The sequence below is a fragment of the Hymenobacter perfusus genome (assembly GCF_003944765.1).
In the GTDB taxonomy this organism is placed as follows: Bacteria; Bacteroidota; Bacteroidia; order Cytophagales; family Hymenobacteraceae; genus Hymenobacter; species Hymenobacter perfusus.
Map to the genome: position 1 here is coordinate 551,342 of NZ_RWIU01000002.1, position 15,704 is coordinate 567,045.

Annotated in this window: 17 protein-coding genes; 5 read left to right on the forward strand and 12 right to left on the reverse strand. The window is 58.9% G+C overall.

Features of this window, described 5'->3' with window-relative positions; translation table 11 throughout:
* Positions 1-10 precede the first annotated feature (10 nt).
* Positions 11-991 carry an acyl-ACP desaturase gene (locus EI293_RS08460; RefSeq protein WP_125436695.1) on the forward strand — a complete coding sequence of 327 codons (981 nt, stop codon included), beginning with the start codon at positions 11-13 and terminating at the stop codon, positions 989-991.
* 173 nt (positions 992-1,164) lie between these two features.
* On the opposite strand, the gene EI293_RS08465 is transcribed toward EI293_RS08460, so the two are convergent.
* Both EI293_RS08465 and EI293_RS08470 read right to left on the reverse strand, forming a co-directional pair.
* Complete coding sequence (locus tag EI293_RS08465; protein ID WP_125436696.1) at positions 1,165-1,776, reverse strand: hypothetical protein; 612 nt, start codon at positions 1,774-1,776, stop codon at positions 1,165-1,167.
* 228 nt (positions 1,777-2,004) lie between these two features.
* Positions 2,005-2,286 (reverse strand): DUF427 domain-containing protein, encoded by a 282-nt coding sequence (locus EI293_RS08470; RefSeq protein ID WP_125436697.1) that lies wholly within the window; start codon positions 2,284-2,286, stop codon positions 2,005-2,007.
* Positions 2,287-2,420: 134 nt separating this feature from the next.
* Between EI293_RS08470 and EI293_RS08475 the strand changes: the two genes are divergently transcribed.
* Entirely contained in the window at positions 2,421-3,527 is a 1,107-nt protein-coding gene (locus tag EI293_RS08475) for a vWA domain-containing protein (RefSeq protein ID WP_125436698.1), read from the forward strand.
* 153 nt (positions 3,528-3,680) lie between these two features.
* A complete protein-coding gene (locus tag EI293_RS08480) occupies positions 3,681-5,237 on the forward strand; it encodes a sigma 54-interacting transcriptional regulator (protein ID WP_125436699.1) in 1,557 nt (518 codons plus the stop codon).
* Positions 5,238-5,325: 88 nt separating this feature from the next.
* On the opposite strand, the gene EI293_RS08485 is transcribed toward EI293_RS08480, so the two are convergent.
* Positions 5,326-5,787, reverse strand: a complete 462-nt coding sequence (locus tag EI293_RS08485; RefSeq protein ID WP_125437149.1) for a peptidylprolyl isomerase — start codon at positions 5,785-5,787, stop codon at positions 5,326-5,328.
* A 238-nt stretch (positions 5,788-6,025) separates the two neighbouring features.
* On the opposite strand from EI293_RS08485, the gene EI293_RS08490 reads away from it, so the two are divergent.
* The gene (locus tag EI293_RS08490; RefSeq protein WP_125436700.1) at positions 6,026-6,670 is read left to right on the forward strand and encodes a fasciclin domain-containing protein; all 645 of its coding nucleotides are present in this window, start codon (positions 6,026-6,028) and stop codon (positions 6,668-6,670) included.
* Between the two features lie 104 nt (positions 6,671-6,774).
* On the opposite strand, the gene EI293_RS08495 is transcribed toward EI293_RS08490, so the two are convergent.
* The 7 genes from EI293_RS08495 to EI293_RS08525 form a co-directional block, all read right to left on the reverse strand.
* Positions 6,775-7,659 (reverse strand): NAD(P)-dependent oxidoreductase, encoded by an 885-nt coding sequence (locus tag EI293_RS08495; RefSeq protein ID WP_125436701.1) that lies wholly within the window; start codon positions 7,657-7,659, stop codon positions 6,775-6,777.
* Positions 7,660-7,797: 138 nt separating this feature from the next.
* Entirely contained in the window at positions 7,798-8,721 is a 924-nt protein-coding gene (gene rsgA, locus EI293_RS08500) for a ribosome small subunit-dependent GTPase A (protein WP_044002374.1), read from the reverse strand.
* Positions 8,722-8,832: 111 nt separating this feature from the next.
* Entirely contained in the window at positions 8,833-10,080 is a 1,248-nt protein-coding gene (locus tag EI293_RS08505) for a 3-deoxy-D-manno-octulosonic acid transferase (protein ID WP_125436702.1), read from the reverse strand.
* Between the two features lie 10 nt (positions 10,081-10,090).
* A complete protein-coding gene (locus EI293_RS08510; protein ID WP_125436703.1) occupies positions 10,091-10,582 on the reverse strand; it encodes a GNAT family N-acetyltransferase in 492 nt (163 codons plus the stop codon).
* An 86-nt stretch (positions 10,583-10,668) separates the two neighbouring features.
* A complete protein-coding gene (locus tag EI293_RS08515; protein WP_125436704.1) occupies positions 10,669-11,307 on the reverse strand; it encodes a peroxiredoxin in 639 nt (212 codons plus the stop codon).
* 70 nt (positions 11,308-11,377) lie between these two features.
* Positions 11,378-11,923 (reverse strand): Fur family transcriptional regulator, encoded by a 546-nt coding sequence (locus tag EI293_RS08520; RefSeq protein ID WP_125436705.1) that lies wholly within the window; start codon positions 11,921-11,923, stop codon positions 11,378-11,380.
* Positions 11,924-12,005: 82 nt separating this feature from the next.
* On the reverse strand, positions 12,006-13,289 hold the full coding sequence (locus EI293_RS08525) for an aspartate kinase (RefSeq protein ID WP_125436706.1): 1,284 nt from the start codon (positions 13,287-13,289) through the stop codon (positions 12,006-12,008).
* A gap of 149 nt (positions 13,290-13,438) precedes the next feature.
* Here EI293_RS08525 and fbp point away from each other — a divergent pair, with 149 nt between their 5' ends.
* The gene (fbp, locus tag EI293_RS08530; RefSeq protein ID WP_125436707.1) at positions 13,439-14,467 is read left to right on the forward strand and encodes a class 1 fructose-bisphosphatase; all 1,029 of its coding nucleotides are present in this window, start codon (positions 13,439-13,441) and stop codon (positions 14,465-14,467) included.
* Positions 14,468-14,573: 106 nt separating this feature from the next.
* On the opposite strand, the gene EI293_RS08535 is transcribed toward fbp, so the two are convergent.
* Both EI293_RS08535 and EI293_RS08540 read right to left on the reverse strand, forming a co-directional pair.
* Positions 14,574-15,176: a DUF5606 family protein gene (locus EI293_RS08535; RefSeq protein WP_125436708.1), complete on the reverse strand. Its 603-nt coding sequence runs from the start codon at positions 15,174-15,176 to the stop codon at positions 14,574-14,576.
* Positions 15,177-15,207: 31 nt separating this feature from the next.
* On the reverse strand, positions 15,208-15,678 hold the full coding sequence (locus EI293_RS08540) for an energy transducer TonB (protein WP_125436709.1): 471 nt from the start codon (positions 15,676-15,678) through the stop codon (positions 15,208-15,210).
* Between the last annotated feature and the right edge of the window lie 26 nt (positions 15,679-15,704).

Sequence of the window (15,704 nt, forward strand, 5' to 3'; positions counted from 1 at the left end):
CCCTATTGCCATGATTACCGCCAACATGACCTCCCGTGGGGAAGTGCTCCAGCATATGGAAGGCTTCCTGAAAGAAAACCTCGGTACCTTCCTGAAAAGCGTGGAAACCAGCTGGCAGCCGTCCGACTACCTGCCCGATTCCCGCCTCGATACGTTTTTTGACGAGGTGAAGCTGTTGCGTGAGCGGGCCAAGGAGCTGAGCTACGACTTACTGGCCGTGCTCATCGGCGACACGATTACCGAAGAAGCCCTGCCCAACTACGAGGCGTGGTTCCACCAGCTCGATGACCTCAACCGGGACCCCGACAACGGCTGGGCCCAGTGGATCCGGGGCTGGACGGCGGAGGAAAACCGCCACGGCGACCTGCTCAACCGCTACCTCTACCTCTCGGGCCGCGTGAACATGCGCGAGTTTGAGGTGAGCACCCAGTACCTCATTGCCGACGGCTTCGACCTAGGCACCGCCCACGATCCGTACCGGGCCTTCGTGTACACCAGCTACCAGGAAACGGCTACCAACCTCTCGCACCGCCGGGTGGGCCAGCTGGCCCGCAAAGTCGGCGATGATGGCCTCTCCAAAATCTGCGGCATGATTGCCGGCGACGAAAACCGCCACGCCCGCGTCTATAAGACCTTCGTGGAGAAGATTTTTGAGGTTGACCCCTCGGAAATGATGCTGGCCTTCGAAGACATGATGCGCAAGAAAATCGTCATGCCCGCCCACTACATGCGCGAAATGGGCGTGGAGATGGGCAAAACCTTCGGCCACTTCACCGATGCGGCCCAGCGCCTGGGCGTGTACACCAGCCACGACTACACCGACATTCTCGATACGCTGATTACCGACTGGAAAATCGACCAGATTACCGGCCTTACCGGCGCCGCCGAAAACGCCCGGGAATACATCATGGCCCTGCCCAACCGCCTGCGCCGCGTAGCCGACCGCATGTCCGTTCCCAAGCTGGAGTACAAGTTCAAGTGGATCGAGTAAGTGTTAGGACTTAGTTGCTAGTGCCTGGTGCCTGGTGAGTAAGAACGGACAAACAGAAAAAAAGAGGCCCCGCCGTAACCCGGTGGGGCCTCTTTCATATACTTCTAAGCTCTAAGCTCTAAGCTCTAAGCTCTAAGCTCTAAGCTCTAAGCTCTAAGCTCTAAGCTCTAAGCCTAGCGCTGGGCACCCATCACCAGTTTGCCGTTTGCATCGAGCGTGTACTCTATGGTGCGGTTGCCGGCAGTCTGGGTTGAATCGAGGGGGGTAACGGGGAAGGAGCGCACCAGCTTGTTGCCACTGATCTGGTACATATCCTGGCCGGTGTAGCCCATACCGGCGTTGCCAGCGGGCGTGCCGGGGAAGCTGATTGGCGCGTAGCCCCGCTCAGCAAACTCGTAGGCATACAGGCCGCCGTTGGCTTTCTTGTTGTCGGTCATGATGTACAACTCAGGCTTGCCGTTGCCGTTCAGGTCGCCGGAGGCCACGTTGGTCACGGCACCGGCTACTTCCAGGCGCAGTGGGTCAATGGTCTGGGCCGAGCCACGGTAGGAGCGGATGCTCACGATGCGGGGCTCCTGCGAGCCAAAGGTTTTTACCGTAAAACGGTATTCGCCCTGGGTTACTTCGCGGTTGAAGCTTACGTCGCTCTCATCCACCGTGGGAGAGGAGGGAACTGTGTCCGAAGACGTTTCGCTGGCAACCTGACGGGTAGAATCGCAGGCCGACAGCGTGGCGGCAGCAACGCCGGTAGCCAGAAGCAGACGAGAAAAGGAGGCGGTACGCATAGAAAAAGAGAATTAGGGAAGATGCGGCATAAGCCCCGGCACTCGCCGGAACCTGAGTTTCATCGGGAGAGAGTTTGGCCGTTGTAAACGCAATGTAATTAGATTGAGTTGTATTTTTTCTATTATATATTGATTAAGTTATTAATCGTCAGATATATACTGACTTGCGAATGAATTAACGAGAAACTCTGCGTATCGGATTGTTTCCGGCTGTTCTGCCACCTGACACTAGGCCACCACCTGTACGCCTTTCCAGAACGCTACGCGGCCCTGAATCTGCTGAGCGGCTTCCTTTGGCTCCGGGTAAAACCAGGCGGCATCTTTATTGAGCTCCCCCTCTACGCGCAACGAATAGTAGCTGGCCCGGCCTTTCCAAGGGCAGGTAGTATGCGCGATACTATCCTCAAAAAACTCTCGCTTGATGGAATCGGCCGGGAAATAGTGGTTGTTTTCAACGACCACGGTTTCGTCGCTTTCGGCAATGACGGTGTTGTTCCAGATGGCTTTCATGGGATATTGGATTTTAGTTGTCGGTTGCCGGGTGGTAGTTCGCAGGATACTATGCGGTCCTGCGAACTACCACCCGGCAACCGACAACTAAAATCCGGCTTCTGTTGTTCTAAAAGCTCACTCCCCCAATTTATATGTCCGCAGGCTTTCGTTTTCGGGATTTCGTGCCCGAGGAGTCGACTGAGAAAGGCTTCGACTCCCTTTTTAAGATATTCATGCAGCTGGTCACCATCACCAGCGGCGACGTGGGCGAGGCGCTTTCCTGGCTGAATGAGCTGGATAAGCAGTACGGCCTCACCGAGGATGGCTACGGCATGGGCGACTTCATCGAGGACCTCAAGAAGAAGGGCTACATCGATGAGGACGAGCAGAAAAAAGGCGAGTTCACCATCACGGCCAAGAGCGAGCAGAAAATCCGCAAGTCGGCGCTGGAGGAAATCTTCGGCAAGCTTAAGAAATCAGGGCCGGGCAACCACCGCACGCCCCACATCGGCCAGGGTGACGAGCAGAGCACCGATATGCGGGAGTTCCGCTTCGGCGACTCGCTCGATCAGATTTCTATGACCGAGAGCATCCGCAACGCCCAGCTCAACCACGGCATGGACGGCGACGAGTTTATGCTGACCGAGGGCGACCTGGAAGTGCGCGAAAACGAGCACAAAAGCCAGACTAGCACCGTGCTCATGATTGACATCTCGCACTCGATGATTCTGTACGGCGAGGACCGCATCACGCCGGCCAAGAAGGTGGCTATGGCCCTAGCCGAGCTGGTGAAGCAGAAGTACCCCAAGGACTTCCTTGACGTCATCGTGTTTGGCAACGACGCCTGGCAGATTGAGGTGAAGGAGCTGCCCTACCTGCAGGTGGGCCCCTACCACACTAACACCGTGGCCGGCCTGGAACTGGCCCTGGACCTGTTGCGCAAGCGCAAAACGCCCAACAAGCAGATCTTCATGATCACCGACGGCAAGCCTACCTGCCTGAAGGAAGCCGGCGGCTACTACAAGAACTCGTTCGGGCTCGACCGCAAAGTGGTCAACAAAACCCTGAACCTGGCCGCCTCGGCCCGCCGCCTGAAAGTGCCCATTACCACCTTCATGATTGCCGACGACCCGTACCTGCGCCGCTTCGTGGAGGAATTCACGGAGGTGAACCAGGGCAAGGCGTACTACTCGTCGCTCAAAGGCCTCGGCCACATGATTTTCGAGGACTACAAGCGCAACCGCCGCAAAAACGTGTAACGGCTAAACGGCCGCTGCCGTCTGTCATCCTGAGCTTGCGAAGGACCTTATTACATCAGCACGACGACCGAATGGTTTCGTTCTAGCGTGATAAGGTCCTTCGCAAGCTCAGGATGACAAATCAAATCCATTCGCACATCCTATTCTCCCTTCATGCCTTCTTACGATTCTCTCTCCGCCGACCAGCTCCAGCAAATCACCACGCTCGGCGCCCTGAAAAAATCCGGCTACCAGCCGCGCTCCGTGAAACAGGAGCTGCGCGACAACCTGATCAAGAAACTCCAAAGCAAAGAGGACGTGTTTCCCGGCATCTTCGGCTACGAGGAAACCGTGATTCCCGAGCTGCAGCGCGCCATTCTGGCCGGCCACCACATCAACCTGCTGGGTCTGCGCGGCCAGGCCAAAACCCGCATTGCGCGCCTGCTCATCGGTTTGCTCGATGAATGGGTGCCGGTAGTGGCCGGCTCCGAGCTTAACGACGACCCGCTGCAGCCGCTGTCGGTGTTTGCCAAGAACCTGATTGCCGAGCACGGCGACAACACGCCCGTGACCTGGATGGGCCGCCAGGACCGCTACACCGAGAAGCTGGCTACGCCCGACGTATCCGTAGCCGACCTCATCGGCGACGCCGACCCCATCAAAGCGGCCACGTTGCGGCTGCCGTACTCGGATGAGCGGGTGATTCACTTCGGCCTGATTCCAAGGGCGCACCGGGGCATTTTCGTGATTAACGAACTGCCCGATTTGCAGGCCCGCATTCAGGTGTCGCTGTTCAACATTCTGCAGGAAGGCGACATCCAGATCCGGGGCTTCAAGGTGCGGCTGCCGCTGGATCTGCAGTTTGTGTTCACGGCCAACCCCGAGGACTACACCAACCGCGGCTCCATCGTGACGCCCCTCAAGGACCGCATCGACGCCCAGATCATCACGCACTACCCGAAATCCATCGAAATCGGCAAGCGCATCACCAAGCAGGAAGCCCGTATCAAGGACGAGCAGCGCGGGATGGTGACCACCAACGAAGTGATTCATGACCTGGTGGAGCAGGTGGCCGTGGAGGCCCGCGCCTCGGAGTTCGTGGATGCCAAGTCGGGCGTGTCGGCCCGCCTAACCATCTCGGCTTTCGAGCAGGTGGTGGCCGGGGCCGAGCGCCGCGCCCTCATCAACGGCGAAGCCACTACCTACGTGCGCCTCGGCGACTTCATCTCGGCGGTTCCGGCCGTGACGGGTAAGGTGGAGCTAGTGTACGAAGGCGAGCAGGAGGGAGCCGGCATCGTGGCCGAAAAGCTGATGGGCAAAGCCATCCGCACGCTGTTCCTGAACTACTTCCCCGACCCCGACAAGGCCAAGAAGCTCAAAGGCCGCCCCTCGCCCTACAAAACGGTGCAGGAGTGGTTCGGCTCAGGCCACACCGTGGACCTGCTCCACGATGCCAGCACGAAAGACTACCGCGCCGTGCTCGACCAAGTGCCCGGCCTGCGCGACATCGTGACGGAGCTACACCCCTCCGAAACGCCCGAGCACACTTACTTCCTGATGGAGTTTCTGCTCCACGGCCTGAGCGAGTACAGCCTGATTTCGCGCAACCGCCTCACCGCCGGCGCCCAGTTCAAGGACCTGCTCAGCAGCATGTTCACCATGCCCAGCTTCGGTGAGGATGACGACGAGGACGACGAAGATGAGAAGCCCCAGCGCGGCCGCCGTCGGTAGTTAGTAACGCAAATCGTAAAGTTCGCACCACTAAAAAAGCCCCGCGTACCGAAAGGTGCGCGGGGCTTTTTTAGTAGTAAGCGGGCAATTACGCCTGCTCGCTTACCACGATTTTCTGAATCTCGTCGTTGGCTTTGATCTGCTCGATGATGTCGAGGCCTTCTACCACTTTGCCGAATACCGTGTGGTTGCGGTCGAGGTGGGCCGTGTTCTGGCGGTCGTGCACGATGAAGAACTGGCTGCCGCCGGTGTTGCGGCCGGCGTGGGCCATGCTCAGGGCGCCGCGCTCGTGGTATTGATGCTCGCCGTTCAGCTCGCAGTCGATTTTGTAGCCGGGACCGCCGGTGCCGGGCGTGCCGGAGGCACCGTCGCGGGAGTTAGGGCAGCCGCCCTGAATCACGAAGTTGGGAATGACGCGGTGAAACTTCAGGCCGTCGTAGAAGCCCTTCTGAGCGAGGTCGGTGAAGTTCTTCACGGTTTTAGGAGCGTCCTGTTCGTAGAACTCCACTTTCATAACACCTTTGTTGGTGTGGATTTCGGCAGTTTTCATGTGCTTGCTGATGGGGTGGTACAGGCCCTTGTACGCCAAAGGCCGGGCGGCGGGTGCCGCCGGGGCAAAGGTAATAAGTCGGGGCCGGTCGCGCCCGACTGCCCCCGACATCCACTGAGGTGTAACATTCGGGGCAGTGGTAAACATCCAACGCCTCAGGGAGTTCGTAAGCGTACTTATCGGCATCTTGCCGGATAAACATCTTTTCCTCCTCTCCCCAAACCCTAATTTTTCCTGTATGCACAAGCATCTGCGCTCCGCTACGCTGACCCTGTTCTCGGTAACTACGTTAGGCTTCGGCCTCAGCAGCTGCGGCGACAACAAAACGGCTGAAACGGCCACTACCACCGAGTCGATGGCGACGACCGTTGACTCTACCACTATGATGTCGGACTCCGCCCGCATGGGCAAGACCGAAGGCGTAATGGTAGACGGCGTGGCCATGACCCCCGATAAAACCATCGTGCAGAATGCCGTAATGGCTTCCAGCGTCAGCACGCTGGTGAAAGCCGTGCAGGCCGCCGGCCTCGACGGTACTCTGAGCGGCCCCGGTCCGTTCACCGTTTTTGCTCCTACCAACGCCGCTTTCGATAAACTGCCCAACGGCGCACTGGCCGGCCTGCTCAAGCCAGAAAGCAAGGACAAACTGGCCGGTGTGCTCACCTACCACGTTATCCAGGGCCGCCTGGTAGCTCAGGATCTGAAAGACGGGCAGGAGTTGACCACCGTGAACGGTGAGAAGCTGAAAGTATCGGTGAAGGACGGCGTGGTAATGATTGGCAACGGTAAAGATGCCCCCGCCACCGTGCAGATTGCCGACGTGATTTCCAGCAACGGCGTTACCCACGTTATCGACGGCGTGATTCTGCCCCTGGCAAAGTAGGCTGTCAGCTTTTCGACGAACCCACAAAGGCTCGTCGGATACCAGCAAAAAGGACCCGGCCGTTTCGGTCGGGTCCTTTTTTGTGCCTGCCGGACCGGGGCGGTTTACAGCCCGGCGCCGTCGGTGATGCGCTCGGCAAAGCCGGCCCAGTCGCCCTTTTCGCCTTTGGCTACGGTGGTTGAGAGGTGGTCGTGGAGGATGTTGGCAAAGGGCATGGGCACCAAATGGGTGCGGGACTCATCCAGTACCAGACGCATATCCTTGCGAATGATGGCCGGAGCTGCGCCCACGGGCTGGTAGTGGCGCTCGGCCACCAGCTTGCCGTAGCCTTTATAAATGGGCGTATTGAAGAGGGTGGAGGTGAAGAACTCGTACACCTGCTGCCGGTCGAGGCCACTTTTCTGGGCCAGGGTAAAGGCCTCGGCCATGGCCTCAATGGCGGCTCCCAGCATAAAATTGCCGCAGAGCTTGACCGTGCTGGCGGCACCCGGGTCGTCGCCGAAATCATACACGCCCTGGCCCAGCGCGTTGAGCAACGGCCTAAGCTTACGGCGGGCACTGTCTTCTCCGGAAGCCGCTAGCCAGAGTTTGGCGGCAGCGGCCACATCGGGCTTCCCAAACACGGGAGTGGCTATCAGGGTGCTACCGTGTCGGGTGTGGGCTTCGGCGAGGCGGCGGTTGGTATCGGGAGCCACGGTGCTGCAGGAGGCGTGCACGGCCCCGGCGGGCAAAGCTGGTAGCAGGCCATCAGGGCCGAGGCACAGTTCCTCCAGGGCCGCATCATCGGTGACCATGGTAAAGACGAAAGCCGCGCCGGCTACGGCCTCGGCTGGTGTGGCGGCTACGGTAGCGCCCAGCTTTTTGAGGCCGGCGGCTTTGCTGGCGGTGCGGTTGTATACGGTGAGGCGGTGGCCGGCTTTTAGCAGGTTTTCGGCCATGGCCTCGCCCATATTTCCCAGGCCGAGGAAGGCTACGTTATGCTGTGTCAAAGGGGAAGTTGTGAAGGGTGAGGTTGTGAACGTTCTTGGATTCGGATTCTACGCAAACCAACTCAGCTATGGCCAGCGTGTTCACAACTTTGCCCGTTACCACTTCACAATTTCACCTTTCACCTTTCACAACTTCACCTACTTCCGGTTGTCCTCGGCTTGCTGCATGCTCACGTAGCTGTCGTAGCGGGGGAGGGCAATGCGGCCCTTGTCCACGGCTTCGCGTACGGCGCAGCCGGGCTCGTGCAGGTGCTGGCAGTTGTGATAGCGGCACTGGTTGAGCAAGGCGCGCATCTCGGGAAAGTAGTGGGCCAGCTCGCCGGGCTTCATATCCACCAGGCCCAGCTCCTTGATGCCGGGCGTGTCAATTAAGTAGGTGCCGGGACGTACTTCCAGCATTTCGGCGAATGTGGTGGTGTGCACACCCTTATCGGAATACTCACTGATTTCGGCCGTTTTCAGGTCGAGGTCGGGCACCAGAGCGTTGATGAGCGTGCTCTTGCCCACGCCCGAATGGCCCGACAGCAACGACACCTTACCATCCAGCAGCGCATCGATGTCGGCCACGCCTTCGCCGGTGTGGGCCGAGCAGCGCAGGCCCGGGTAGCCCACGCGGGCGTACATTTTCAGAATCTGATCCTGATAATCGGCCAGGTCCTCGTCGTAGAGGTCAGTTTTGTTGAAGAGCAGCGTGACGGGAATCCGGTAGGCCTCGGCCGTCACCAGAAACCGGTCAATAAACCCGAACGAGGTAGCCGGTGAGGCCAGCGTGACCACCAGTAGCCCTTGGTCGAGGTTGGCAGCCACGATGTGGGCGTGCTCAGTCTTATGCACCGAGCGGCGGATAATATAGTTGCGCCGGGGCTCGATGTGGTGAATCACGCCCGCGCCTTCGGTCTGCTCCTCCACCGTGAAATCCACCTGGTCGCCCACGGCCAGCGGGTTGCTGACTTTGAGGCCCTTGTGCTTGAACTTACCCCGCAGGCGGCAGCGGTGCAGCTGCCCGGAGGCCTCGCGCACCACATACCACGAGCCCGTAGATTTAACGATGATTCCGGTCATGGAGGTGAAATGGTGAAGTGGTGAAGTTGTGAAATGGTGAAGTGGAAAATGGTGAGTTTGACGTTCGGCGTGCGCAAGTAGCGCCGACAGAACATCACACTCACCATTTCACTATTTCACCATTTCACCAATCCAGCGCATAATCTTGCGGGTGGCCCCGCTATGGTCGTGAACGTAGTCGAGGCTGAGGTCTTGGACTTGCAGGCGGGCTTCCTCGCGGTGAAAGAGCGAGCCGAAAACTTTCAGCAGCTCTTCCGGTGAGGAAACCGGGAAGGCACAGCCCATAGCTACCAGATCCTGGGCCTCCTGAAACTTGTGATAGGTCGGGCCAAAAAACAGCGGCAACCCAAAGGCAGCGGCCTCCAGCGTGTTGTGCAAGCCCTTGCCAAACGCCCCGCCGATGTAGGCAAAGTGCCCGAAGCGGTAAAGCTGGCTAAGCAGGCCCACGTTGTCCATAAGCAGCACCCGGGCCTGCGCTACCGTGGCCGGACTGGCTTGGGAGTAGCGCACTACCTGGCCGGGCAGGGCTGCCTCCACGAGGCGCAGGTTCGTCTCGCTGATTTCATGCGGCGCCACAATGAAGCGCAACTCGTTCTGGTATTGCTGCAGCAGCGGCGTCAGCACGGGCATATCTTCGGGCCAGTTGCTACCCACAATGAGTACCGGAGCCCAGTCGTCGGTGAAGGCTTCCACCAGCGGCAGCACCCGGGCCGAGGCCTCCGCCGTGCGCACCACCGTGTCAAAGCGCGTGTCGCCGGCCACGCTGGCCTGGGCAATACCGGCTTGTTGCAGCAACTCCCGGCTGGCCTGGTTCTGCGTAAAAATGTGCGTGAACCGACTCAGAATCCGGCGGAAGAAACCGCCCCAGGGCTTAAAAAATACCTGCTCGGCCCGGAAAATAGCCGACACGCATACCGTGGGTACCTGCCGCCGCTGCAACTCGGTGAGAAAGTAGTACCAGAACTCATATTTCACGAATACGGCGAGCCGGGGCTGCACCGCCGTCAGGAAGGCCCGCGCGTTGGCTGCCGTATCGAGAGGCAGGTAAAAAACGTAGTCGGCACCCGGCCAGTTTTTACGGATTTCATAGCCCGAAGGCGAAAAGAATGTCAGCACGATTTTATGCGCCGGATACTCGGCCGCGTAGGCTTCCATCAGCGGGCGGCCCTGCTCGAACTCGCCCAGCGAAGCGCAGTGGAACCACACCAGCGGCGCGGTTTCGGCCGCCAGGGTCGCCTGAATGTGCGGTAGTAGTCCGCGCCGGCCGGCCGTCCACTGTGCCGCTTTGGGCACAAACGGCGCTACCAGCCGCAGCAGCAGCGCATACAGATGCAGGCCAATGGTATAGAGAAAGCGCAAGAGGTGGTACTTAGGACGTGGGGCTTGAGGAAAAGGAAAGGGGCCGTACCATGCGGTAATTGAGTAGCTCCACTCCGCGTACAAGCAATTGCTGCTCCTGTGCCACCGCAAAGCCATGCCGGAAGAAAAAGGGCTGGGCCGTCACGCTGGCGTCGGTGTAGATGTCTGGCAGCTTCAGGCAGGCAGCCTGGTCCAGCAGCGCGGTCAGCAACTGCCGGGCAATGCCCTGACGCTGGTAGGCGGCACTCACGAACAGAAAATCCAGATATCCATCGGGTGCCAGGGAGGCAAAACCACCCAACGTTGCGGTAGCCTTATCTTCAGCCACCAGGAAGTACTGCACCTCAATTTTGGTTTCCCAACCCGCCAGATTCTGCCAGCCGCCCCGCCAGGCCTCTAGCTGCACCGGAGTGTAGTCGGCGCAATTTACCTGCGTGATAGTATCGTAGAACAGCTGCCCGATGCGCGGAGCATCGGCAGCCGTGGCCCGGCGGAGTAGCATGCGGCAAAAGTACAGCCTTCCGCCCACTATTACAGAAAAAGGCTCCGCTGTAACCCAGCGGAGCCTTTTCCATGCACTCTAAGCTACTAGTGAGCGGCCTGTTTGCCGAGGTAGTTGGCTACGCCCTCGCGGGTGGCTGTCATGGCTTCTTTGCCTTCTTCCCAGTTGGCGGGGCATACTTCGCCTTTTACTTCGAAGTACTGCAGCGCGTCTACCATGCGCATGGCTTCGTCGATGCTGCGGCCCAGCGGACCGTCGTTTACCACCTGGTGGCGCACGATGCCGTCCTTGTCAATCAGGAACAGACCCCGATAAGCCAAAGGCGAGCCAACGAAGGTCATTTCACCGGCTTCATTGTAGTCGTAGTGGCCGCCCAGTACGTCGTAGTTCGAGGCAATGGTTTTGGTAGCATCAGCTACCAGCGGGTATTTTACGCCCTCGATGCCGCCGTTGTCGCGCGGCGTCTGCAACCAGGCAAAGTGTGAGAAATGAGTGTCGGTCGAGCAGCCGACAATGGCTACCCCTTTAGCCTCGAAATCGGCCAGACGATCCTGGAAGGCAATGATTTCGGTGGGGCACACGAACGTGAAGTCGGCCGGGTAGAAGTAGAAAATAACGTGCTTCTTGCCCAGGTACCGGTCGAGGGAGAAATCCTCCTCGAATTCGCCGTCAATAACGGCGGTAGCTTTAAAAGAAGGAGCACGTTTACCTACGAGAACTGCCATGAGTACTGAAAAATGGTGAAAAGGAACTGAAATAGTAAGGGGAGAAGCGGCCCTGCGGCAACGCGAAGCACTATTTGCCGGATTTGCTGGCCGGGCTCATCGGGGCAGTTTTGCTACCGGTGACGTGCAGCGAAAAGGAACTCGGCTGAAAATTGCCCAGGCCTTTGGTCGCAAAGAATTCCCGGATCAGCTCGTCCAGCTGCGGGTCGCAGTAGTCAATGATTTCCTGCGTATCGGTGCAGAACAAGTGGTGATGCTCGGTGCAGTCGGCATCGTAGCGGCGGGAGCTGCCTTCGGCCGAGGCCACGCGTTTGGTAAGGCCAGCGGCCACAAATGCGTCCAGGGTTTTGTACACCGTACCCAGCGAGAGGGAAGGTGTTTGCTCCGTCACGCGGCGGTGTACCTGCTCGGCCGTGGGATGGCCCGGCAGCAGCAGCAGGCTTTCCAGAATCAGCAGGCGCTGTTGGGTGGCCCGCAAACCAGCTGCCGTTAGCCGGTCACGCAGGTGGCCGGCAGCGGGAGTAGAGTGCGAATGGTCGGACGTGTGGTTCACCAGATGAGAATAATTCTCCGCAAAGATAGGGCTATAAGGCCCGGCCGGACAAAATTGTTTCATTTCGGGCCCAGGCAAGGGTAATGACAGGTACAAAGAGTCAGCCGTTTTATCGGACCGTTTTCCTGGCTGCCTACCCGGAACATTACTTTACAAACTCATTCGCCCCGCCCCGGCACACAAACTGAAACGTCTGGCGGCTGCGCTGTTCCAGTAGCAGCTCCCGGCCCTCGGTCAGCCGCTGAATGCTGGCGGCGTCGTAGTTCTTGATGGTGTACAGCTCCAGGCCCGTATTGTAGTGGATGGTAAACTGCTCCCGCAGTACGCTCAGCAGCTTTTCCAGGCGGTAGGCGGAGAAATCGGTACACACCGAGAAGCTGATGGCCGAGTTCTGCATCAGGTGAATCTTGAGGCGCACCTGCGCCAAAGCCCCGAAAATTACCTCCAGATTTTCCTCCGAAATAAACGTCAGATCCTTGGATTCAAAGGAAATCAGGCACTGCCCCGTCTTGCGGATAAAGGCGGGCACCAGCAGGCTGTGGCGGCAGTCATGAATGCGCGTGCCTTCCGCCGTGGGGTCCACAAACGACTTCACCAGCAGCGGAATACCCCGCACGGCCAGCGGCTTAATGGTTTTGGGATGAATGACCGAGGCGCCGTAGTAGGCCATTTCAATGGTTTCCTGGTAGCTGATTTCGGGGTAGCGCACCGTATCGGCGAAAAACTTGGGGTCCGCGTTCAGCAGCCCCGCCACGTCCTTCCAGATGGTTACCGACTCTGCGCCTAGACAGTAGGCCAGGATAGCAGCCGTGTAATCGGAGCCTTCCCGGCCCAGCGTGGTGGTGTGCCCGCCGGCGGTGCCGCCCAGAAACCCCTGCATCACGATGGGGCCGTGCAGCAACTGCCCGGGCAGCGTCGCCCGCAGGTTTCGTTCGGTGGTGGCCCAGTCCACGCGGCCCTCCCGCCAGGTATGGTCAGTCCGGATGAGCGGCCGGCAGTCGAGCCACTGGGCTTGGAGCGCCCGGGCCACGATGCGCGTGGCCAGCAACTCGCCGAAGCTCACCACCTGGTCATACTGCTTGTCGAAGTCGCCGGGGAGCAGGGTGGCCAACCGGTCCTGCAATTGCTCCAGTAGCTCGGCCAACGCCGGCGTACCGGCCGCTTCGTCGCTCACGCCCAGCTCGGCCGCTACGCCCAAATGAAAATCCCGTAGGAGGGCAAGCTGCGAAGTATATTCCTGCCCTGTGTGCGCCAGCTGGTAGAGGGCTTCCAGCGCATTGGTGGTTTTGCCCATGGCCGACACCACGACCAGCAACGGACCCGGCTGGCCGTGCGCCCGTACAATGCCACTGAGGTTGCGGATGGCGGCCGCGTCCTTCACCGACGCGCCGCCGAACTTGAAAATCTGAAGCTGCTGCGGTTCCTGCATGGCCCAAATGTAGGGCCATGCCTTCTATCGGCCATAAATGCCGGGAAATTGACTGATAAGGAACAATGAGCGAAATTTCGCTCGGGCGACTTCGGCAAATTGGTTAATTTTGGCCTTTCCCACCCGCATCCTTCTACCTCACTCACTTTATGACTAACCACGACAAGCTGGCTTTGCCCGTTGGCACCACCCTGGACCGCTTCATCATGCGCAAGCAGGAAGACTTTCCGTACGCCACCGGCGAACTGTCGCAGCTGCTGCGCGACATTGCGCTGGCGGCCAAAATCGTGAACCGCGAAATCAACCGCTCCGGCCTCATTGATATTGCCGGAGCGTACGGCAACCGCAACGTGCAGGGCGAGGACCAGCAGAAGCTCGACGTCATTGCCAACATCCGCTTTATCCGGGCGCTGCGTAACGGGGGGGAGGTGTGTACTATCATTTCGGAGGAAGACGATGAGATGATTCAGACCGGTAACACGCAGGGTAAATACGTGGTGGCCATCGACCCGCTCGATGGCTCCTCAAACATTGATGTAAACGTCAGCATCGGTACCATTTTCAGTATCTACCGCCGCGTATCGCCCACCGGCAACGAGGGTACCACGCAGGACTGCCTGCAAACCGGTACGCATCAGGTGGCCGCCGGCTACGTGATTTACGGTTCCAGCACCATGATGGTGTACACTACCGGCAACGGCGTAAACGGCTTCACCTACGAGCCCAGCCTAGGCGAGTTCTTCCTCTCGCACCCCAACATCCAGACGCCCAAAACCGGGGCCGTGTACTCTATTAATGAGGGCGTTTCGGAATCCTTCACGGAAGGGATGAAGGGCTTTGTGGCGTATTGCAAGGAGCAGCACTACTCGGCCCGCTACATTGGCTCGTTGGTGGCCGATTTTCACCGCAACCTGCTCAAGGGGGGCATCTATATGTATCCTACCTCCCAAAAGGCCCCGAACGGCAAGCTGCGCCTCATGTACGAATGCAACCCGCTGGCATTCATTGTAGAGCAGGCCGGTGGCAAATCCAGCAACGGCCGTCGGCGTACGCTCGAACTTGAGCCTCGCGACCTGCACGAGCGGTGCCCGCTGTTCATCGGCTCGCCCGAGCTAGTGGAAAAAGTAGAGGAATTCCTCGCTTCCGAATTTGCCCATGATGCCGTGCTGAAAGGGTAAGCAGCTGTCAGGGCAAAAATTCTATCTGACTGCTTGTCGCCTAAACCAGAAGCGGGCCACTCCAATTGGAGTGGCCCGCTTCTGGTTTAGGCGACAAGACGAAAAGCTATTCGGCTTTTTTCTTAGTCGATTTCTTGGCTGGTTTGTCTTCGCCTGCCTCGGGGTTGCCGGCGGCATTGGTTTCTTCAGCGGCCGGAATGATACCAGCGGTGCTGAGGGCTTCATCTGCGGTGGGCTCGTCCTTTTTAGCAGCCTTCTTCTTGGCTTTCGGAGCTTCTTCCGTCACCTCCTCAGGCGCTTCTTCGGCAGCAGGTGCCTGGTAGTCCAGTTTCTGGCTCACCACGCGGTACCACTGCACCAGTTTTTTGATGTCGGACATGTACACCCGCTCCCGATCATAGTCGGGCATGATGCCGGCCATAAACGCCGACAGGTCCCGGTCGTCCGATTTGTTGGTCACCGCCAGCTCTTTGCCGTGCTGCTGATAGATACGGTCGAATACTTCCGTCAGGGGCACCGTCTGATCGTAATCCTGGGTGTAGATGGAAATTTCGTGGAGCAGGGACACCTTATTGCGGGCCGAGGCCACGGAACGGGTGCCCTTCTCGTCGAGGGCTTCAATGATAACGCCGGCGCGGGTAGGTTTCACGAGGCGGTACAGACCGGGCATTCCGCTGATAGCGGCAATTTCCTTCAGGTCGTAGGGCATAAGAAGAAAGCAGTTGTTTGAAAGGGCAAAGTTACTCAGTTGCGGCGGCTTGGCCGGGAGATGGCAGCTTGAAGGTTATGGGCAAGCTGGTCAGGATGGCATAATCGGGCTTATTGAACTTGAGCAGCCGTACTACGCGCAGAGCTTCCTCACCGCAGCCGCCACCAATGTTTTTTACCAGCTTAATGCCCGACATCGTGCCGTCGGTGTTCAGGGTGAAGCTCACAATGCACTGACCCTGAATGCGGTTGCGCCGCGCCATAATGGGGTATTTCAACTCCTGGGCGATGAAAGCCATCAAAGCATCCTGGCCACCCTCATAGTACTCAGCCACCGGAATGGCCTTGGGGCGGACCGGCGCGGCTGGCGCCGCCTCAGCGGGAGCTTCCGTGATTTCAGGAGTCGGGCCGTCGGTTTTCACCTTGACTTTGGTTTTCTGGGCCAGAGCCGGAGCCGTGCAGGCCAGCAACCCGATGCCCAGTAGAAGAGCGGTTTTTTTCATGAGAGGTAAGCAGAGAAAGGACGAGG

Excerpts from the sequence above, each read along its gene's own strand:
- EI293_RS08460 (WP_125436695.1), top strand. The coding sequence starts at position 11 with ATGATTACCGCCAACATGACCTCCCGTGGGGAAGTGCTCCAGCATATG.
- EI293_RS08465 (WP_125436696.1), bottom strand. The coding sequence starts at position 1,776 with ATGCGTACCGCCTCCTTTTCTCGTCTGCTTCTGGCTACCGGCGTTGCT.
- EI293_RS08470 (WP_125436697.1), bottom strand. The coding sequence starts at position 2,286 with ATGAAAGCCATCTGGAACAACACCGTCATTGCCGAAAGCGACGAAACC.
- EI293_RS08475 (WP_125436698.1), top strand. The coding sequence starts at position 2,421 with ATGTCCGCAGGCTTTCGTTTTCGGGATTTCGTGCCCGAGGAGTCGACT.
- EI293_RS08480 (WP_125436699.1), top strand. The coding sequence starts at position 3,681 with ATGCCTTCTTACGATTCTCTCTCCGCCGACCAGCTCCAGCAAATCACC.
- EI293_RS08485 (WP_125437149.1), bottom strand. The coding sequence starts at position 5,787 with ATGAAAACTGCCGAAATCCACACCAACAAAGGTGTTATGAAAGTGGAG.
- EI293_RS08490 (WP_125436700.1), top strand. The coding sequence starts at position 6,026 with ATGCACAAGCATCTGCGCTCCGCTACGCTGACCCTGTTCTCGGTAACT.
- rsgA (WP_044002374.1), bottom strand. The coding sequence starts at position 8,721 with ATGACCGGAATCATCGTTAAATCTACGGGCTCGTGGTATGTGGTGCGC.
- EI293_RS08510 (WP_125436703.1), bottom strand. The coding sequence starts at position 10,582 with ATGCTACTCCGCCGGGCCACGGCTGCCGATGCTCCGCGCATCGGGCAG.
- EI293_RS08515 (WP_125436704.1), bottom strand. The coding sequence starts at position 11,307 with ATGGCAGTTCTCGTAGGTAAACGTGCTCCTTCTTTTAAAGCTACCGCC.
- EI293_RS08520 (WP_125436705.1), bottom strand. The coding sequence starts at position 11,923 with ATGAAACAATTTTGTCCGGCCGGGCCTTATAGCCCTATCTTTGCGGAG.
- EI293_RS08525 (WP_125436706.1), bottom strand. The coding sequence starts at position 13,289 with ATGCAGGAACCGCAGCAGCTTCAGATTTTCAAGTTCGGCGGCGCGTCG.
- fbp (WP_125436707.1), top strand. The coding sequence starts at position 13,439 with ATGACTAACCACGACAAGCTGGCTTTGCCCGTTGGCACCACCCTGGAC.
- EI293_RS08535 (WP_125436708.1), bottom strand. The coding sequence starts at position 15,176 with ATGCCCTACGACCTGAAGGAAATTGCCGCTATCAGCGGAATGCCCGGT.
- EI293_RS08540 (WP_125436709.1), bottom strand. The coding sequence starts at position 15,678 with ATGAAAAAAACCGCTCTTCTACTGGGCATCGGGTTGCTGGCCTGCACG.